This is a genomic window from Gilvibacter sediminis (genome assembly GCF_028561565.1).
Lineage (GTDB): Bacteria > Bacteroidota > Bacteroidia > Flavobacteriales > Flavobacteriaceae > Gilvibacter > Gilvibacter sediminis.
Map to the genome: position 1 here is coordinate 61,573 of NZ_JAQQTE010000004.1, position 18,437 is coordinate 80,009.

The 18,437-nt window shown below is 44.0% G+C and carries 15 protein-coding genes; 6 read left to right on the forward strand and 9 right to left on the reverse strand.

The window, feature by feature from the left end:
- Positions 1 to 26 precede the first annotated feature (26 nt).
- A complete protein-coding gene (locus POW22_RS07540; RefSeq protein ID WP_272832023.1) occupies positions 27 to 2,996 on the forward strand; it encodes a DNA polymerase III subunit alpha in 2,970 nt (989 codons plus the stop codon).
- Entirely contained in the window at positions 2,993 to 4,210 is a 1,218-nt protein-coding gene (gene dinB / locus POW22_RS07545; protein WP_272832024.1) for a DNA polymerase IV, read from the forward strand. Before POW22_RS07540 ends, dinB begins: the two co-directional genes overlap by 4 nt.
- 1 nt (position 4,211) lies before the next feature.
- Here the strand turns inward: dinB and POW22_RS07550 are convergent, their stop codons facing one another.
- The 3 genes from POW22_RS07550 to smpB form a co-directional block, all read right to left on the reverse strand.
- A complete protein-coding gene (locus POW22_RS07550; RefSeq protein ID WP_272832025.1) occupies positions 4,212 to 4,622 on the reverse strand; it encodes a hypothetical protein in 411 nt (136 codons plus the stop codon).
- A 189-nt stretch (positions 4,623 to 4,811) separates the two neighbouring features.
- Positions 4,812 to 7,286 (reverse strand): DUF5686 and carboxypeptidase regulatory-like domain-containing protein, encoded by a 2,475-nt coding sequence (locus POW22_RS07555; protein ID WP_272832026.1) that lies wholly within the window; start codon positions 7,284 to 7,286, stop codon positions 4,812 to 4,814.
- Positions 7,287 to 7,365: 79 nt separating this feature from the next.
- Entirely contained in the window at positions 7,366 to 7,833 is a 468-nt protein-coding gene (gene smpB / locus POW22_RS07560; RefSeq protein ID WP_272832028.1) for an SsrA-binding protein SmpB, read from the reverse strand.
- A gap of 143 nt (positions 7,834 to 7,976) precedes the next feature.
- Here smpB and POW22_RS07565 point away from each other — a divergent pair, with 143 nt between their 5' ends.
- Together POW22_RS07565 and POW22_RS07570 are read left to right on the forward strand one after the other, a co-directional pair.
- On the forward strand, positions 7,977 to 8,738 hold the full coding sequence (locus POW22_RS07565; RefSeq protein WP_272832029.1) for a DUF6503 family protein: 762 nt from the start codon (positions 7,977 to 7,979) through the stop codon (positions 8,736 to 8,738).
- On the forward strand, positions 8,725 to 9,495 hold the full coding sequence (locus POW22_RS07570) for a DUF6503 family protein (RefSeq protein WP_272832030.1): 771 nt from the start codon (positions 8,725 to 8,727) through the stop codon (positions 9,493 to 9,495). Before POW22_RS07565 ends, POW22_RS07570 begins: the two co-directional genes overlap by 14 nt.
- Here POW22_RS07570 and POW22_RS07575 read toward each other — a convergent pair.
- The 5 genes from POW22_RS07575 to clpB form a co-directional block, all read right to left on the reverse strand.
- Positions 9,492 to 10,007 carry a SixA phosphatase family protein gene (locus POW22_RS07575; protein ID WP_272832031.1) on the reverse strand — a complete coding sequence of 172 codons (516 nt, stop codon included), beginning with the start codon at positions 10,005 to 10,007 and terminating at the stop codon, positions 9,492 to 9,494. The genes POW22_RS07570 and POW22_RS07575 overlap by 4 nt on opposite strands.
- 276 nt (positions 10,008 to 10,283) lie before the next feature.
- Complete coding sequence (locus tag POW22_RS07580; protein ID WP_272832032.1) at positions 10,284 to 10,769, reverse strand: acyl-CoA thioesterase; 486 nt, start codon at positions 10,767 to 10,769, stop codon at positions 10,284 to 10,286.
- 37 nt (positions 10,770 to 10,806) lie between these two features.
- Positions 10,807 to 11,400, reverse strand: coding sequence for a TetR/AcrR family transcriptional regulator (locus POW22_RS07585; protein ID WP_272832033.1), 594 nt, complete (start codon positions 11,398 to 11,400; stop codon positions 10,807 to 10,809).
- Between the two features lie 53 nt (positions 11,401 to 11,453).
- Positions 11,454 to 12,314 carry a TraB/GumN family protein gene (locus tag POW22_RS07590; protein ID WP_272832034.1) on the reverse strand — a complete coding sequence of 287 codons (861 nt, stop codon included), beginning with the start codon at positions 12,312 to 12,314 and terminating at the stop codon, positions 11,454 to 11,456.
- An 87-nt stretch (positions 12,315 to 12,401) separates the two neighbouring features.
- Positions 12,402 to 15,002: an ATP-dependent chaperone ClpB gene (gene clpB, locus POW22_RS07595; RefSeq protein ID WP_272832035.1), complete on the reverse strand. Its 2,601-nt coding sequence runs from the start codon at positions 15,000 to 15,002 to the stop codon at positions 12,402 to 12,404.
- A gap of 163 nt (positions 15,003 to 15,165) precedes the next feature.
- Between clpB and ytxJ the strand changes: the two genes are divergently transcribed.
- Both ytxJ and POW22_RS07605 read left to right on the forward strand, forming a co-directional pair.
- Entirely contained in the window at positions 15,166 to 15,558 is a 393-nt protein-coding gene (gene ytxJ / locus POW22_RS07600) for a bacillithiol system redox-active protein YtxJ (protein ID WP_272832036.1), read from the forward strand.
- A 53-nt stretch (positions 15,559 to 15,611) separates the two neighbouring features.
- Positions 15,612 to 17,126, forward strand: coding sequence for a dienelactone hydrolase family protein (locus POW22_RS07605; RefSeq protein WP_272832037.1), 1,515 nt, complete (start codon positions 15,612 to 15,614; stop codon positions 17,124 to 17,126).
- A gap of 4 nt (positions 17,127 to 17,130) precedes the next feature.
- Here the strand turns inward: POW22_RS07605 and fahA are convergent, their stop codons facing one another.
- Positions 17,131 to 18,405 carry a fumarylacetoacetase gene (gene fahA / locus POW22_RS07610; RefSeq protein WP_272832038.1) on the reverse strand — a complete coding sequence of 425 codons (1,275 nt, stop codon included), beginning with the start codon at positions 18,403 to 18,405 and terminating at the stop codon, positions 17,131 to 17,133.
- Positions 18,406 to 18,437: the final 32 nt, after the last annotated feature.

Genomic DNA, 18,437 nt, shown 5'->3' on the forward strand with positions numbered 1-18,437 from the left:
CTACAAATGATAGCTAATTTTGAAATGTGTTTCTCAATACCCATACATACTACAGTTTGCGTTACGGCACTTTTGCTCCGGAACCCTTGTTGGAAGCCGCTTCCAGCCTGGGGATACAGCAAATGGCCTTTACCGATATAAACAATGTTTCGGCCTGCTTTGATCTGCTCAGATTGAGTCAGAAATACGGCATAAGACCGGTAGTTGGCGTGGATTTTAGAAACGGAGCCGAACAGCAATTCATCGCCTTGGCTAAAAGTCATGAAGGCTTTGCGCAGATCAACCGTTATTTGTCTCATTTTTTGCATGAAGATCTACAGATTCCTGCACGGGCAGCTACACTTAAAGACAGTTTTATAATCTACCCTTTTGCGAGTTTTAAGGGAACCAAATTAGCCGAGCACGAGTTTTTAGGCGTCTGCCCTCAGGATTTGAACCGATTGAAATTCTCTCCCTGGCTCAAGCGTAAGCACAAGTTGGTGGCTCTGTATACTGTGAGCTTTGCGGGCAAACGCAGTTTCAACACCCACAGGCTTTTACGGGCCATTGACAACAATACGCTCTTGAGCAAGTTGCCAGAATCTGAGCAAGGTCTGGAGACACATGTTTTGTGTGCGCCTGAGGCTTTAGAGCAGCAATATGCGTCTTTTCCATTTTTGTTGGACAATGCTACGGCACTGTTAGAGGCTTGTCGTTTTGAGTTTGATTTCTCTAACGAGACGCCCAACAACCAAAGGACCTATACCGGCAATGCTGAGTTGGATTTTAGACTGCTCAAAAAACTGACCTATCAAGGTTTGGCCTATCGGTACGAATCCGCAGACGATAAGATCTTAGACCGTATTCAGAAGGAATTGACCATAGTTAAAGAAATGGGCTTTGTCTCGTATTTCTTGATCAATTGGAAGATCCTAAAATACGCCCGTTCCAAAGGGTATTTCTATGTGGGTCGAGGCAGTGGCGCCAACAGTATAGTAGCTTATTTGTTACGAATCACAGACGTAGATCCCATTGAATTGGATCTCTACTTTGAACGATTCATAAATCTGTACCGCAAAAACCCGCCCGATTTTGATATTGATTTCTCTTGGAGTGATCGGGACGACGTGACTCAGTTCATCTTTAAACGCTTCCCGAATTGTGCCTTGCTCACGGTTTACAACACCTTCAAATACAAGGCTGCTGTTCGTGAATTGGGGAAGGTCTTTGGTTTGCCCAAGGCGGAGATCGATCTGCTTTCTGCAGGCAGCTATGTCTTTGAGCAGTTGGATTCCCTTTCTCGTTTGGTGGTGACCTACAGCAAGCGCATTCAGGGCTTTCCCAACTATCTGGGCATTCACGCCGGAGGCATTCTCATTGCAGAAAAGCCTATGCATTATTACACCGCTACCTTTATGCCGCCCAAGGGCTTTCCCACCACGCAGTTCGATATGGTGGTGGCAGAAGATATTGGCCTGTATAAGTTTGATATTCTGAGCCAACGCGGTCTGGGGAAGATCAAGGAAACCGTAGGTATTGTGGCTTACAACCGTCCCAAGCAAAAGCCCATAGACATTCACGATATCAAAGGTTTCAAAGAAGATGAGCGCATCAAATACCTGCTGCGCAATGCCAAAGCCATTGGGTGTTTCTATGTGGAATCTCCAGCCATGCGGATGCTGCTTAAAAAGCTTCGGGTGGACGATTATTTAGGCTTGGTCGCTGCCAGTTCGGTGATCCGCCCCGGAGTTTCCAAGTCTGGGATGATGCGGGAATACATACTGCGCTACCGTTTCCCGGAAAGGCGCAAAGATGCCCATCCAATTCTACTAGACATCATGCCAGAGACCTACGGGGTTATGGTGTATCAAGAAGACGTGATCAAGGTGGCACACTATTTTGGTGGGTTGACTTTAGGTGAGGCCGATATGCTGCGTCGTGGGATGTCTGGAAAATTCCGCTCTCGGGAGGAGTTTGCCAAGGTGAAGGATCAATTCTTTATGAACTGCCGCAATGCCGGCAAACCCGATGCTTTGATCGCAGAGATCTGGCGGCAGATAGAGAGTTTTGCCGGTTATGCTTTTGCCAAAGGACACTCCGCTTCTTATGCGGTGGAGAGCTATCAGAGTCTGTATCTCAAGGCTTATTTTCCTTTGGAATATATGGTGGCGACCATCAACAATTTTGGTGGTTTTTACCGCACGGAGTTCTATGTGCATGAGGCGCGTTTGCACGGCGGGATCATTGAGCCGCCCTGCGTGAATACCAGTAAACACGAAACCATCATCAAAGGCAAACATATTTATTTGGGCTTTATGTTTCTGCACGCTTTTGAGAGCAATACGGCTAAGGCCTTACTGAGTGAACGTGCAGCTAATGGCCCTTTTAAAAGCCTGGACGATTTTATAGAACGCGTGCCGGTAGGCATGGAGCAGCTCGCCATTTTGATCAAAATAGACGCCTTTCGTTTTACGGGAGTCAATAAGCGAGAACTGCTTTGGGAAGCTCATATGAAACTGGGTAAAACAGCGGTGGCAGAACCCATGCCGTCGCTCTTTAAAGCAGAGAAGGTCAACTATCAAACCCCGGAGCTGAGCACCACGGTTTTAGAAGATGCTTTTGATCAGATGGAGCTTTTGGGTTTTCCGCTGTGTTCGCCTTTTTTCTTATTGCTGAATCCGGGAGGGAATACCCTGCGGGCCCGACAGCTGATGGCTTACATCAGCAAGACCATAACCATAGAAGGTTATTTGGTGACCACCAAACGGACCAACACCACAGGAGGCAAGGGCATGTTCTTTGGCAACTTCTTAGACCGCGATGGCGATTTTATTGACACCGTACATTTCCCGCCGGTGGCTAAAAGATATCCCTTTAGGGGCAAGGGGATTTACCGAATCACGGGCGTAGTGATGGAAGAATTTGGATGTGTATCGGTAGAGGTGAGTAGGATGGAGCGATTGCCCATCATTGCAGATCCGCGTTATGCCGATTCTAAAAAAGGATTGCGAATATGAACAGTGAACGCGCGATAGTACATATGGATCTGGACACCTTTTTTGTGTCCTGTGAGCGGCTATTAGACAGCCGATTGGAAGGAAAACCGGTATTGATCGGAGGAACCACAGACCGTGGAGTAGTGGCCTCTTGCAGTTATGAGGCCCGTACTTTTGGAATACATTCGGCCATGCCCATGCGGATGGCCAAACAGCTTTGCCCGGAGGCGATAGTGCTGCGGGGAAATTCTGGGGTCTATTCTAAATTCTCTGATATGGTTACTGATGTGATCAAAGAAAGCGTACCGCTTTACGAGAAGACCTCTGTAGACGAATTTTACATTGACCTCACAGGGACAGATCGCTTTTTTGGATGTCATAAAATGGCCTCGGAGCTGCGAGATCGGATCATCAAAGAGACGGGACTGCCCATTTCCTTTGGACTATCTACCAACAAAACCGTTTCTAAGATCGCTACCGGAGAGGCCAAGCCAAACAATAAGATCCGCATAAAAAAGGGCAATGAAAAACCTTTCCTTTCACCGCTTTCGGTGCGGAAGATCCCGATGGTGGGGGAGGTCACCTACCGTTCGCTTTGCGATCTGGGGATCAAGCGGATCCAAACCATTCAAGAAATGCCTTTGGACATGATGGCCAGGGTTTTTGGTAAGAATGGCCAGGTGATCTGGCGCAAGGCCAATGGGATAGATCCTTCGCCGGTGGTGCAATATCACGAACGCAAATCCATCTCTACAGAACGTACCTTTGATCGGGATACCACAGATCCGCAGAAATTAAAAGGAATACTAACCGCCATGGCGGAGAACCTGATCTACCAACTAAGGCGAGGTGATAAACTTACGGCCTGTGTAACGGTAAAGATTCGCTATTCAGACTTTCAAACCTACACCATGCAAAAGCGCATTCCCTATAGTGCAGCAGACCATAAGATATTGCCGGTGATCATGGAGTTGTACAAAAAGCTCTATCAGCGCAGATTGTTGGTGCGTTTGATTGGTGTGCGGTTCAGTCATTTGGTCTCTGGTGGCCAACAGATCGATCTGTTTCAAGACAACGACAAGATCATCAACCTTTACCAAGCCATGGACAAGATGCGTGCCCGATACGGGGATCGAGCAGTCATCAAAGCTGCTGGGATGAACGCAAAGAGTATTGGACGCTGGAACCCCTTTACTGGGGAACCGCCGCCGCTACTGGCCAACAGAAGGCAATAGGCTATTCGCGCTCAAAGCTAAAGACAGGGCCGTCTATGCAACCGTCAGAAATGGTGATCAAGCCAGAATCGTAATCATCCATGATCAGAAGTCCTATGGCATCGCTACCCACATGAAAGTAACGATTGTCGTCATAGTTACAAATGTTGTCATTCAAGCTGTAATTGTAAGTGCCTGGTTCTAAGCGAATGGCAGATGCTCCTAAAGCAACTTCTACCTTGACAGTTTCATTGGCAAAGTCAAAGGACCAAACGATCTCTCCGTCTTCAAATTCTTCAAAGACCGGATTCATGGCACTGGGTTGATAGGTCTTTAGATTAAAGGCCTCAAAGCTCACCGGAGCACCGTCATCATCAGAAGAACAACTCCACAGCGTAGCGGCTAAAAGGAAAAGTGTGCATAGTTTGTTCATCTACGTAGATAATTTTTATTTCTGTGTTAATCAAGCAAATAAAAATTATCTGCATAGATCAACCGCTTCGCTTTCGCACAAAAAATTTAATTATTACAGTCGATATTACTAATTAAATTTATTTGTGCTCATTTCATAACAAGTCTTTTCTTAAAGGTACAGAATTCACCGAATGGTTGCGTAATTGGCTTATTCTAAGAAGTCTAAGAACTTGAGGCCAAAGACAAAAATACCGTCGTTAACACCGTTAAGACTGGAGCGCACATAATCGATCCGCAGCAAACGATATTTGCCCCAACCAATATTGTCCAAACCAACAGAATACTCGTAATAAGGCTTGTTGCCTACGGTGCTTAGCAGGTGTCCGCCTACTACTAAATTGAAGTTGAGCTGATTCAAACCAGGGATTTTGCCTAAAAGCCAACCGTTAAAATGATGTTCGGCATGGAACTCCATATAAGAATCATTAGTGCTCAAAGCGTAATAAGGCAAATTGTTGAATACATTGGTATAGACTCCTCCATCATTCACTCGGGTTTGATTGCCGTTAAAGTGTTGGAAGTCCACAAAGGAGATGTCTTCTCCATTCACAAAGGTTCCTCCTTTTAGGTTATAGCGGAATCGGCCTTTGTTGCCAATTCTAAAGCTCTGATACAAGCCTGCGCTGAATTGATGGAAGTTATAATTCTCATTAGAAGCAGAGAATCCTCCCTCATAATTCAGCTGAATTCGTGGAAAACGATTGTCTCCACCCACATTGAACTTAAAGTCCGGATAGCTCATGTATTTCTGCCCAATGGTAATATAAGCGCTCACCCCAGCCTTGACAATATTGTGTTTGTCAATCGCGGCGTTTTCAAAGTCTGTGGGGTCGAGTGGATTGTTGGAGGTGTATGATACTCCAGAATTCCTAAACCAAACCTGATCGGAATTATTGAACAGCGGTACCCGTTCTTCATAGGCCAAACGGCTGGTTAAAAACAAACCGTTCACCACTTCTTGGCCATAGTTAATAGCTCCAGAACGCAGCTCATAGGCTTTTAAGAAGTTTCGCTCAAAGGCCAAACTGCTTATCGCATTTACAAAAGGAGATATGGGCTCATTGCCGTTAAACTGTTCTACCGTAACACCTCCGCTCACGCTTAGTCGTGCGCGGTTTTTGGCATTGAATCTATAGGTAGCACTGGCGTTGAATCGGAAGCGGTCCTCATCTATCCCGTAATTAAAGCGCGAATTAAAACTCAACCAACGGGTATAATTCTCATCAAAGCCTTTAAAAAAGCTCAAACCAACTTCTGGGGCATAACCTTGAATGGTATTGAATTGAAAGCTCGGGCCATCATAAGTGACGTTCCAACGCTCATAGCTGTTTCTATAGGTATAACCGGTAAGAGGCGCTAAAAGGGAAAGCCTGTTATTGCCAGCGTCAATGGAGTCTAAATAGGTTTTGGATTTGCGCAAGGTTTGAATGCTGTCTTTACGCACATAGTCTGTGATTTCCTCAGGTGTAAGTGGAACAGGTCTAACCTGATTCCAGTACAAGGAATCCTTTTCATTGGCATTATCTACAAAGGTGAGTACCTCATTGGTAAAACTGGCTCGGGTAAAGACAGGGTCAAAATTGTAATTGCTGTAAACCGCCGTAAAGCGGCCGTCTCCATTCAATCCAAAGAGTCCAAAACTAAAGTCAATGGTCTGAGAGATCTTAACCCAAAACTGCTTCTGCTTGTCATAAGTGAAGTTCTGTTTAAAGACCAATTCCTTAACAAAGGGTATTTGAATGGCCGTGCCTGAGGTGGTTAAGTCAATTCCGTAGAACTCCCAGTCGTCCTCTACTATATAGACGTAACCTTGCCAAACCCGATCCTGACTGCGTTTAGGAGTCACCAGGATCTTATTGATCAGTTTTCCATCTTCATAAAAAACACCTTCTAATTTATAACGGTAGTATTCCAAGGCATTGCTCGCGATTGGAGATACGAGTTGCGCATTGATCTCAATAGTATTGCTATAAAAGGAGAAGTTCGCATCTCCGGCGCTGTTAAAACTAAAGCCGTTGTCGTTTCCGCTCACTTTAGAAGCAATGATCTTTTCTTTAAAGTCCTTCGGTTCCTGATAGGCAATCTCAGAGATGGTCTCAGAAAGATAAATGATCCCAGTTCGGGTAGAATCCAAAGCACCTCCAAAGTCGCCGACTTCCTCACCCATAATGCGCTCTGGGGCTTCAGTAACTTTCCAAAGACCTTTGGAATAGAAGTCTGCTGTATAGGCTGAGATGCGCTGACTGTTCTGTTTTCTATTGGCGATTGCCGCCCGAATGATACGATAGGCTGGGTCTTCACTAGCATCAATTACTACTTCATCCAAACTCAAACTGGTTGCTTCCAAACTCACATCCAGCGTCTGAGATCCTCCTTTGTAGTTCACGGTTTTACTCAAAGTTTCAAAACCCAAATACTGGAACACTAAGGTATAATCTCCAGAATCGGGGAGTTCTAAGACATAGTTTCCCAATTCATTAGAAGTGGTTCCCAAATAGCTGTCCTGAACAAAGATATTTACGAAAGGAAGGGGTTCTCCGGCTTTATCAGTAACACGGCCTTTGATTTGCGCTTGAGATAGGGTGGTGACTAAAAATAGGAATAGCAGTAGCGGTTTTTGCATGGTCAATGTTTTGAGGCAAATAAAATCAATGGTGAGCTATGCACTTCTTAAAAAAGTGTTAGCTAACATAAATTTACCATTAATTGTTAAAGTTCTTTTTGATCCTGCTAAGGTTACGCTTGTTGTCTCTGTCTTTTATAGTGTCCCGTTTGTCGTAGAGTTTTTTTCCACGACATAGGGCGATCTCTAACTTGGCAAGCCCACGATCGTTGGTAAATAATAATAGGGGGATGATCGTAAGTCCAGAGTTCTTGACCTCTTTTTCGAGCTTTTTGAGCTCGTTTCTGTTTAAAAGGAGCTTGCGCTCACTCTTGGGTTTGTGATTGAAGTGCGTCGCATGCGAATATTCCTCAATGGTCATATTGATCGCAAACAACTCGCCACGGTCGTTGAATTCACAGAAACTCTCCGCAATAGAGGCTCGCCCTTCACGAATCGCCTTGATCTCCGTACCAGCCAGAACTATCCCAGCGGTATACCGATCCAAGATCTCGTATTCAAAGCGCGCTTTGCGGTTTTTGATTTGTACTTGTTTCTGTAAACTCATGCGGCAAATTTAACACTAAATCTAATTTCTAAGGGTCTTATCAAAATTTTAAGAGCGGGGAACTACGGCAGATTGCGTGTTCTGTGTATTTTTGTTTTATGACCACATCAAGAATATTCCTTTTGCTCTGTTTTGTAAGTCTGATGAGTTGCAATCAGGGTGTGAAGGACCAAGAACAGCAACAACTCGATCCCAGAACGGTCAAGCCTAATTTCACGGCCCAACAGTTGGTAGATCGCGCCATTGAGTATCACGGAGGTGACAAGTTTGAAAGGGCAGAGATGACCTTTAAATTCAGGGATTATGAGTACCGCTCGCTACAAGAAGGAGGTCAGTTCACTTTAGATCGGATTTCATACAACAAGGCCATTGGCAAGATTACGGACCGGGTCACTAATGCGGGTTATACCCAAGTGTTGAATGACGAGTTTGAGATGAACATAGTCGATTCTATGAAGGTAAAGTTCACCAACAGCGTGAATTCCGTGCACTATTTTGCGCGTCTGCCTTATGGACTGAACGATGCGGCGGTTCAGAAAAAACTACTCGGAACGGATTCAATTAAAGGGAAGACCTATCACGAAATAGAAGTTCGATTCAAGCAAGAGGGCGGGGGTGTAGATTTTCAAGACGTATTTGTTTACTGGTTTGACACCGAGACCGGTGCTATGGACTATTTGGCTTATTCTTATGAGACCGATGGAGGAGGAATTCGCTTTAGAGCAGCGACCAATCCGCGGGAGATCAGTGGCATCCGCGTTCAAGATTATATCAATTTCAAGCCCAAAGGACTCGATGTGGCTTTAGAAGATCTCGATTACCTATACGAGCAAGGAAGTTTGATAGAAGTTTCTAAGATCGAATTAGAAAATGTAACGGTACAACTCACAGATGAAGCAAATTAATTTATACCTATCACTATTGATATTGACGTTTGCTGCGATGAGCTGTCAGCAAGCGGAGCCTCAACAACAGATCCAGCCTCAAGCGCTCTTAGACAGTGCAATTGCAGCGCACGGCGGAGGCCATTATGATGGAGCGACCATCAGTTTTGGACTGAACAATTACGATTTTAAACTCAAGCGAGAAGGCTATACTTATGACTATGAAATGTCTCAGGAAAAAGATGGCGTCTTACACAAGGTGAATACTTTTAACGGCGGATTGACCTATAAAATGGGCGATAGTCTGGTAGATCATGGTGGGCGTCAAATGACTTTGATCAGAGAGCGCGTCAATAACGTAGCCTATGATTTTTATATTCCTTATTCGCTTACTGGGAATGATGTGATCTTAGAGTATTTAGGAATGGAGGACATGCGCTTAAAGCCCTATCACAAACTCAAAGTGAGTTATAAGCAAATTCCCGGTGGAGACCCTGATCACCGCGCTTATGTGCTTTGGATCAGCAAAGACACCTATGAGATTGATTTTATCGCTAAGCAAAATGATGAAGCCAGTGGCAGAAAGCAATTCATGGCTGCGGCATACAAGCGTAGGGTAAACGGCATGCTCTTTTCAGACTTTGAGCTTTACCAGACTCCAGGTCGCAATAAGGACGTTCGTATTGATTCCTTGGGAATTGCCTATAATTCAGGGAATATGCAGCGAAAGGCCGTTACCACCTATATGGATGTGGAAGTAAGCCTGCCTGAGGATTAATTGATCTGTAAAATCTGAACACTTACCGTGTCACCGGTTTTGGTGACTATGTAGAGGCCGCCGTTGTTATCATCGGCCATCCAAGGATACTTTTCTTCTCCCAAAACGGCATTGACAAACACGGGCGTAGTATTGCTATGTCCCACAACCAGGACTGTTTTGCCTGTTGTAGCTGCAGCGAAGTCTTTGTTGTACAGATCACTTGGGTCATAGGACAATACCTCAAGCCCTTGGGAAGCTGCTGTAGGAGCGGCTGTTTGCTGTGTTCTGTTATAATCTGTACTGTAAACGGCATCAAAATCTACCGTAGCGAATACTTTAGCCCAATTTTCCGCACGCGTAAGTCCTGCTTTAGTTAAGTCTGGGTTTTTATTGTCAGGGTTAGAGCGGTCTTTTTCTGCGTGTCTAATGCAGTAATATACGGTTGTAGTCTCTTCTGTTGAGGACTGGGCTTGTACATTAAAGGGACTGCAAAGGGTCAAAAAGACAATTAGAGTAGCAATAGATTTCATACAGTGAGCTTTTCGGCTTGGAAGGTATAAAATAAAATTGCCTAAAAGAAGCGCTGAGCTTCCTTTAGGCAACCACCAATTCTGGTTCTTTCTTACAACATGCTGATAGAAAGTGAGTAGAAAAGTGTTACTAGTGTAACAACCCCAACGTAAACGGCTAAGGCTTGATTGCGTTTAGGTTGTATCTTTTTGTTGATTGTAGTTTCCATGATCTTCATTTTTTGGAGTTTCGTTTTTTGTTTGATACACCAATATGACGACCCAGAAAAATCTTTGTTACACCCTCTGCGACCGAAATGTCGAAATTCGCTGCTCAAATGTCGTTTCAGGTAGCGGATTTGCTACTGCTTTGAAAAGATTCATAAATTTTTCAGAATGTTGTTCTTTTTTCTGTGTTAAGAGGTTGAAGTGCACAAAGTTACTCCACATGAAGGCTTTGAGGTCTCCTTTTTTCAATCCGTTCATGCGCATCTCCACAAGCAATGAATTGTCTGAGAAATGCAACAATTGGCTGCTTATTTTGACCTCTTCCATAGTAAAGGCGGGTCTGATATAAGCGATCTGTGTACTACCCACAACCCAGCTCTTTCCTTCTTTACGTCCCATTTCATAAATATCAATGCCGTAATGGTCTATAAGTTGATCTTCACGGGCGTTGATCATATAGTTGAGGTATTCTGCGTTGTTGAGGTGATTAAAAGGATCACAATCTTGAAATCGGATCTTAGTCACGCTTTCTAATACTTTCGGTAAATTTTCCATAATAAAATACCAATCGGTATATTTTTAGTTAAAAAAATTAGGTTTCGTAGTTTTTTATCAATTGATCCAAGGCATCAACGGCAGCGACCACATAATTGTGATCATCCATAGTCTGCATCATAAAGATGGCTCCTTGGATTCTAGTGTACATCAACTTGCCAAAATTCATTTGAGCAAATTCTTCTTTAAGGTCACCTTCTGCAACTGCTAGCTCAACAAGCCCTTGAATATGCTCTTGACTTTTAGAGATCACACGCTGTACTTGAGCCATTAGCGGACTTTCGTTGTGATGTGCATCTACACCTACATTGAGAATAGGGCAGCCGCCTAACTTCCTGCTAAACTGATAGTAAGAACGGTAAAACTCGGTGATCTTATAGAGTGCTCCTAAGGCAGAATCACTTTCTTGCTGATGCAAACTGATCTGTTTGAAGAGCTCATTGACATTGTATTTGAATGCAGCAATGGCCAAAGCTTCTTTGGATTCAAAATTGCCGTAAATAGCTCCTTTGGTCAATCCGGTGGCCTTGGTCAAATCGTTAATAGAAGTGGCCGCATAGCCCTTCTGATTGAAAATGGGAGCTACGGTCTCTACAATAAACTTGGATGTTCTTTCTGCTTTAGTAAGCATAATTGCGACGCATTATACTATCAAAGATAATAAAAAATACCAAACGGTATATTTTATTTTTTTATGGGTGTTAAGGTGTAGCCTGCTTCCCGAAGTAAATTGATCACGCCCTTTTCTCCACCTAAATGTCCTGCACCAACGGCGTAAAACACACTTTGATCCTTGGAGAGCTTGTCTATTTTAGGAATCCAATCTGCATTTCTATTGTCTAGAATCAACGGAAGAAAGTCTAAGGGAAAAATAGCGGGATCACTGGAGGTGTATTCATACATGCCTTGCACATCTTGCTTGTTGTATAGATCCACCATAGTATAAAAGTCTTCTCGGCTACTAGCCTCACCGCGCTCCGCCATGACTAAAAGACATCGGGCTTGATCTTTATAAGGTATCTCATCAAAGAGATCATTTTGAAAATCAAAGGTTTCTAATCCTTCAATCTCTTTACTTCCGTTTAGATGGTTCATCAGTTTGACTTCTACACCTTCTATATCACAAGAAAGTAGTGCTGTGATCAGTGCAAATTGGGTGTAATAGGGCTTTACATGTTTCAGCCGCTCATAATTTAAGCCCTCAAAACCATTTATAAAGTTTTTCACTTTAGCTTCTTCTTCCTCAGAAAAGAAATCGCTCAAACTCTGATTGTCAGCCATCATAAGACTGGCTGGATCAATTTGATTGTAAGCCGGATCGTCCATATCAGCTTCTAAAACCAAAAGGTCCGCCTTATCCATAGTATTGTAAACTACCTCTGGCAACTGCAGATTACAGCCGATATGTATAGTTCCTAATAAATAAGAGGGTTCTTCAAGACCGTTACCTGATATCTCCCAGAGGTTAGAATTTTCTAGATTTTGTGTTTTACAGCCGAAGAGGGTAGTGACTGTCAGGCCAAGGCCGAGTAGAAATTTTTGCATACGATGAATTTACTATGGGTAGTATATGCTGATGTGATGTTACAAAAAAGCCCCCCAATTTGGGAGGCTTTTAACGTTCATATCCAATTAGGAGTTGACCAGATCATTTTGGTTCCTAAAGACCAGTTTGCCGTCAAAGCTGTCCAGCAGGATGATACTTTCTGCGGATACTGTTCCGGCTAAGATCTCCTTAGATAGTGCATTGAGCACTTCTCTTTGAATCACTCGTTTTACCGGTCTGGCTCCAAACTGCGGATCAAATCCACGTTCGGCCAAAAAGGCGATGGCCTCATCGGTCGCATCTAAGGTGATGTTTTGCTTATTGAGCATTTTAATCACGCCTTTGAGCTGCAGTCCCACAATTTGAGCAATATCGCTCTTAGTAAGTGGGGTGAACAGAATGATGTCATCAATTCGATTCAAGAACTCAGGTCTCACGGCCTGTTTTAGCAAGCCGAGTACATCCACCTTGGCGGCTTCCATAGCGCTGTCCAGATCCTTAATGGCTTCAAATCGCTCCTGAATAATGTTGCTCCCCATATTTGAGGTCATGATGATAATGGTGTTCTTAAAATCAGCCACGCGCCCTTTATTGTCCGTCAAACGTCCCTCATCTAAAACTTGCAACAAAATGTTGAAGGTGTCTGGGTGCGCCTTTTCAATCTCATCCAAAAGAACCACAGAGTAAGGTCTGCGTCTCACAGCCTCTGTAAGCTGTCCGCCTTCATCATAGCCTACGTATCCCGGAGGTGCTCCAACCAAACGGCTCACGCTGTGTCGCTCCTGATATTCGCTCATATCAATACGGGTCATGGCGTTTTCATCATTGAAGAGATACTCGGCCAACGCCTTCGCTAGCTCCGTTTTACCAACTCCAGTGGTTCCTAGAAATAAGAAGGATCCAATCGGCTTTTTAGCATCCTGAAGCCCAGCGCGTGAACGTCTAATGGCATCACTTACTGCGGTAATGGCTTCTTGTTGCCCCACCACGCGTTTGTGCAACTCTTGCTCCAATTGCAATAGTTTTTCGCGTTCGCTTTGCAGCATTTTGGTCACAGGAATTCCTGTCCATTTAGCCACTACTTCTGCAATGTCCTCATGGGTCACCTCTTCTTTGATCAAGGCAGAACCTTGCTGAGCAGCCAATTCGGCTTGTTTGGAATCTAAGGCTTCTTGAGCCTCTTTGATCTTTCCATAGCGCAATTCAGCCACTTTCCCATAGTCGCCTTCACGTTCTGCACGTTCTGCTTCTAACTTTAAGGCTTCTATTTCGGTTTTGATCTGCTGTACGCTATCAACCACCTCTTTTTCTTGCTTCCATTTGGCGTGGATCTCGTTGCGCTCTTCCTTGAGATTGGCCAAGTCTGCTCTAAGGATCTTCAGCTTGGCTTCGTCCTTTTCACGTTTAATGGCTTCTATCTCAATCTCCAATTGCATGATCTTGCGGTCCAGCACATCCAACTCTTCCGGTTTGGAATTGATCTCCATCCGCAGCTTGGAAGCCGCCTCATCCATGAGGTCAATGGCCTTGTCTGGCAAGAATCTGTTGGTGATATAGCGTTGAGAAAGCTCCACGGCACCTATGATGGCGTCGTCTTTGATACGCACCTTGTGGTGGTTCTCATATTTTTCTTTGATTCCTCGTAGGATGGAAATTGCACTTTCTGTATCGGGCTCATCTACTTGTACCTTTTGGAATCTACGCTCTAAAGCCTTGTCCTTTTCAAAGTACTTCTGATACTCATCAAGCGTAGTGGCTCCGATGGCGCGCAGTTCTCCGCGTGCCAGAGCGGGTTTGAGGATATTGGCTGCATCCATGGCCCCTTGACCGCCTCCAGCACCAACTAGGGTGTGGATCTCATCTATGAACAGCACAATATCTCCGTCACTAGAAGTTACTTCTTTAATGACCGCTTTAAGGCGCTCCTCAAACTCTCCTTTGAATTTAGCCCCTGCGATCAGCGCTCCCATATCCAAGCTATAGATCTGCTTTTGTTGTAAATTCTCAGGTACATCGCCATCCACAATGCGGTGGGCAAGGCCTTCAGCTATGGCTGTTTTACCCGTACCAGGTTCTCCAACCAACATAGGATTGTTTTTGGTGCGACGGGAGAGGATCTGTAAAATTCGTCTGATTTCCTCGTCACGACCAATTACAGGATCCAGCTTGCCTTCTTGCGCCAATTGATTCAAATTCTTGGCGTATTTACTCAAGGAGTTATAGGATTCTTCTGCTGAGGCGGAGGTTACTCGTTCTCCTTTACGCAGCTCTTCAATGGCGGCTTCCAATACTTTAGTAGTTACTCCTTGGTCTTTTAAGGCTTGTGAGACCGTATTCTTACTCTCAAAGATGGCGAGTAAAAGATGTTCAATAGAAACGAATTCATCATCGCGCTTTTTAGCGCTAATGGACGCATCATTGAGGATCTTGGCAGTTTCTCTGCCCAACATAATGTCGGCTCCGCTCACCTTGGCTTTTCGTTCTAATTCTCTATCTAGAATCTGCTCCAAGGCAGTGGGGTTGACATTGAGTTTTTTAAGCAGATAGGGCAGCACGTTTTCATCAACCTCCAGCATGGCTTTAAAAAGATGCTCAGGGTCAATATGCTGCTGCGACAACTCTTGGGTAAGTTGATGCGCTTGCTGCACGGCTTCCTGCGATTTTATAGTGTAATTATTAAAATTCATTGTCTTTCCTTTGATTTGGATTCGCTACTATGGAATCAAAACTCAGACCATTGTAAAAAAGCGTCAATTTGACGTAATCTACTGTGCTTTAGTACGACAGATTGTCAAGATCAGCGGTATAACATATGCTAAAAACCTGATCTAAATCCTTTATTTTTGTGCTATGAGTCTGTTTAAAAAAATCTTCAATAGTGAATCGACTCCAAAAGAACCTCAATTTGAGATTCCTTGGATTCCACTAACCGACATCAAACAACTGGATGAGTTGGTTGAACTTTCCAAATCAAAACCAGTTTTGATCTTCAAACATTCTACACGTTGTGGAATTAGTAGTATGACCATGCGTCAATTCACAGGATCCTACAACTACGAGGCATCACAGATCCAGCCGTACTATTTGGATCTGTTGTCTTACAGAGACCTGTCTAATGAGATCGCCATTCGGTTTCAAGTACTTCACCAAAGTCCGCAGCTCATTGTCATCAAAAATGGATCTACAGTTCACGCCGCTTCTCATTATGAGATCCAGGCTGCTAGTTTAGAGCGTTATATTTAAGAGTGAGTGTAACAATTTTTTAGAAGTAAGCTCTGTAAGGTAACACTATCCTTATGAGTAATTATTTTCTAGCCTTCCTATTGTTCGTTTCAATTTCTGCTAAAGGGCAAACCTCTGTAGCAGACTTAAACCTCGATTATGGTCCCTATGAAGTGGGCTATCGCTACACACAACTAATAGACAACAGCCGCAGCTACAACGTGAAAGGAAATTGGACTACAGCAACCATTGCACGTCCTATTCCTTTGAGTATTTGGTTTCCTGCGCAGTCAACCTCCGCTTCTGCTCCTATGAAGGTGATGGATTATATGCGTGTTCTCAAGTTGGAAGAAGAATGGGAATACTTACCAGATTCTTTGATCTTAAATTGGTTCTATTATGCGCCCAATGCGCAGAACAAGGCCCATCTTTTGGAAGAGGTCAAGGCCGTAAAGGATCAAGCGGTATGTAAAGGGAAGTACCCGGTCGTCGTGTATGCGCCGAGTTATGGTGCGGCCTCAACCGAGAATTTTGCTCTTTGTGAGTACTTAGCCAGTTATGGATATGTGGTTATTGCCAGTCCAAGCCGTGGTGCCTACAACCGCAGTTTTACCGGAGGTACACTCCTTGATCTGGAAACTCAAGCTCGTGATATTGAGTTTATCATTGATGCCTTAGATGATTTCAGTTTTGTAGATACGAGCAGAATTGCAACCATGGGTTTCAGTTTCGGGGGGATTTCTAATGTGCTGGCTTGTATCAGAAACAAAAAGATCAAAGCAAATGTGAGTCTTGACGGAAGTGTGAAGTATCAGTTTAAAACATTGGCAGCTTCGCCTTTTTATCGTCAGAATGAATTCGCCATTCCCTTCATTCATTTTTCTCAAAAAGATATACCCGTGGCGGTTTTGGAGCAAGATGGAATTGATCCTGCATTGAACACGGATTTTGAATTTTACGACCGTTTGGGCAAGGCTCCAGCCTATCAACTCAAGATGTTGGATTTGACTCATGGCAATTTCAGCAGTTTTGGAGTCTTGTTTGCCAATCGCGATCAGCGACAAGACACATCAGATCAGCTCATTATGGAGTCTTATAATATTCTTTGCGAGTACAGCCGTCATTTTTTGGATGCTTTTTTAAAGGTCGATGATTTTTCACCTTCAAAGTTTGATGAGATTCTAAAAGGTAGCTCCGTTAGCTCAGAGCGGTTTAGCTATCAAACAAAGGCTAAGCAGGCTCAACCTATGAGCTTAGCAGAATTCAACGAACTTGCAGCAAAACAGAACTACGCAGATCTAATGACTCTGTACAAAAAAGCAAAGCTCGAACAGAAATTTCATCAAGGAGATTTGAACAATTTAGGTCTTCACTTATTCTTTAACCCAAAATCACAGCAATCCGGAATCGCTGTGCTTAAGTTTGCGACCGAGTTGTACCCAGAATCAGCCAATCTCTTTGACAGTCTTGGAGAGGCCTATTTTCTGTCGAATCAATATCCTCAGGCCACTCGCGCCTTTGAGCGTTCTTTGATGCTGTATCCAGAGAATGTCAATGCGAACAATCGACTTAAGGCCATGAAGCAGTGAGCTTCTATAAAGCTGGCAGTAACTTAGTACGGCATTCGCCAAAGCCAATACGAACCTCACTGTTTTGACAATATCCCTTAAGAATTACAGTATCATGGTCTTCAATGAAAGATCGAGTAGTACCGTCTGGCATTTGCAGCGGGTTCTTACCGCCCCAAGAAAGTTCTAACATAGAGCCATAAGAATCTGGGGTAGGGCCAGAGATGGTTCCGCTTCCCATCATATCACCACTAACTACATTACATCCGTTTACCGTATGGTGAGCGAGTTGCTGCGCCATATTCCAATACATATACTTGAAGTTAGAAGTAGATACCTTGTGCTCATTACCGCCCTCAGGTTGCAGATAAACCTCTAGGTTGATGTCGTAGCTTTTTGGGCCAGTGTATTGTAAATACGGCAGCTGTGGTTTTTCTGGTTTTGGACCTTCCACTTTAAAAGGTTGCAGGGCATCTAAGGTGACGATCCACGGAGAAATACTGGAAGCAAAATTCTTAGCTAAGAATGGCCCTAGTGGCACATACTCCCACTTTTGAATATCGCGAGCACTCCAGTCATTAAACAGCACCAATCCGAAGATATAATCCTCTGCTTCATCCACAGCGATCGGTTCTCCCAAATGATTGGCATCTGTAGTAATAAAGGCCATTTCCAACTCAAAATCCACACGTTTTGAAGGACCGAAAACAGGCGTTTCTGCTCCCGGAGGCATCGTCTGCCCATTAGGTCTTCTAATGTTAATGCCACTAGGAATAATGGAAGAGCTGCGTCCGTGGTAACCCACAGGAATGTGCATCCAGTTCGGTAAAAGGGCCTTATCGGGATCGCGGAACATACTTCCCACATTGGTGGCGTGCTCCTTACTGCTGTAGAAATCTGTGTAATCCCCAATGCTTACCGGTAATTGCATCTCGATCTCATCCATAGTAAAAATGATCACATCACGATGCTCGGCATGGTCACGCAGTTTAGGGTTGTTGGCTTCAAACACTTCAGAAATACGATTGCGCACCAAACGCCAGGTCTTTCTACCGTCAGAGATAAAATCGTTCAAGCTGTCTTGAAGAAAGATATCGTCCGTCAAGTCGATCCCGTCAAAATAGCCCAGTTGATGCATGGCACCTAGGTCAATGGCGTAGTCACCAATTCGCGTTCCAATAGTAATGATATCGTCACGTGTCAAGAAAACTCCAAAAGGAATGTTTTGGATCGGAAAATCCGTTTGTGGTGCATGATCGAGCCAAGTAGTGAGCTCTGGGTTATTTGCAGATAATGGCATGGTTGATTCTTAATAAAGTGTTGGTAAATCGT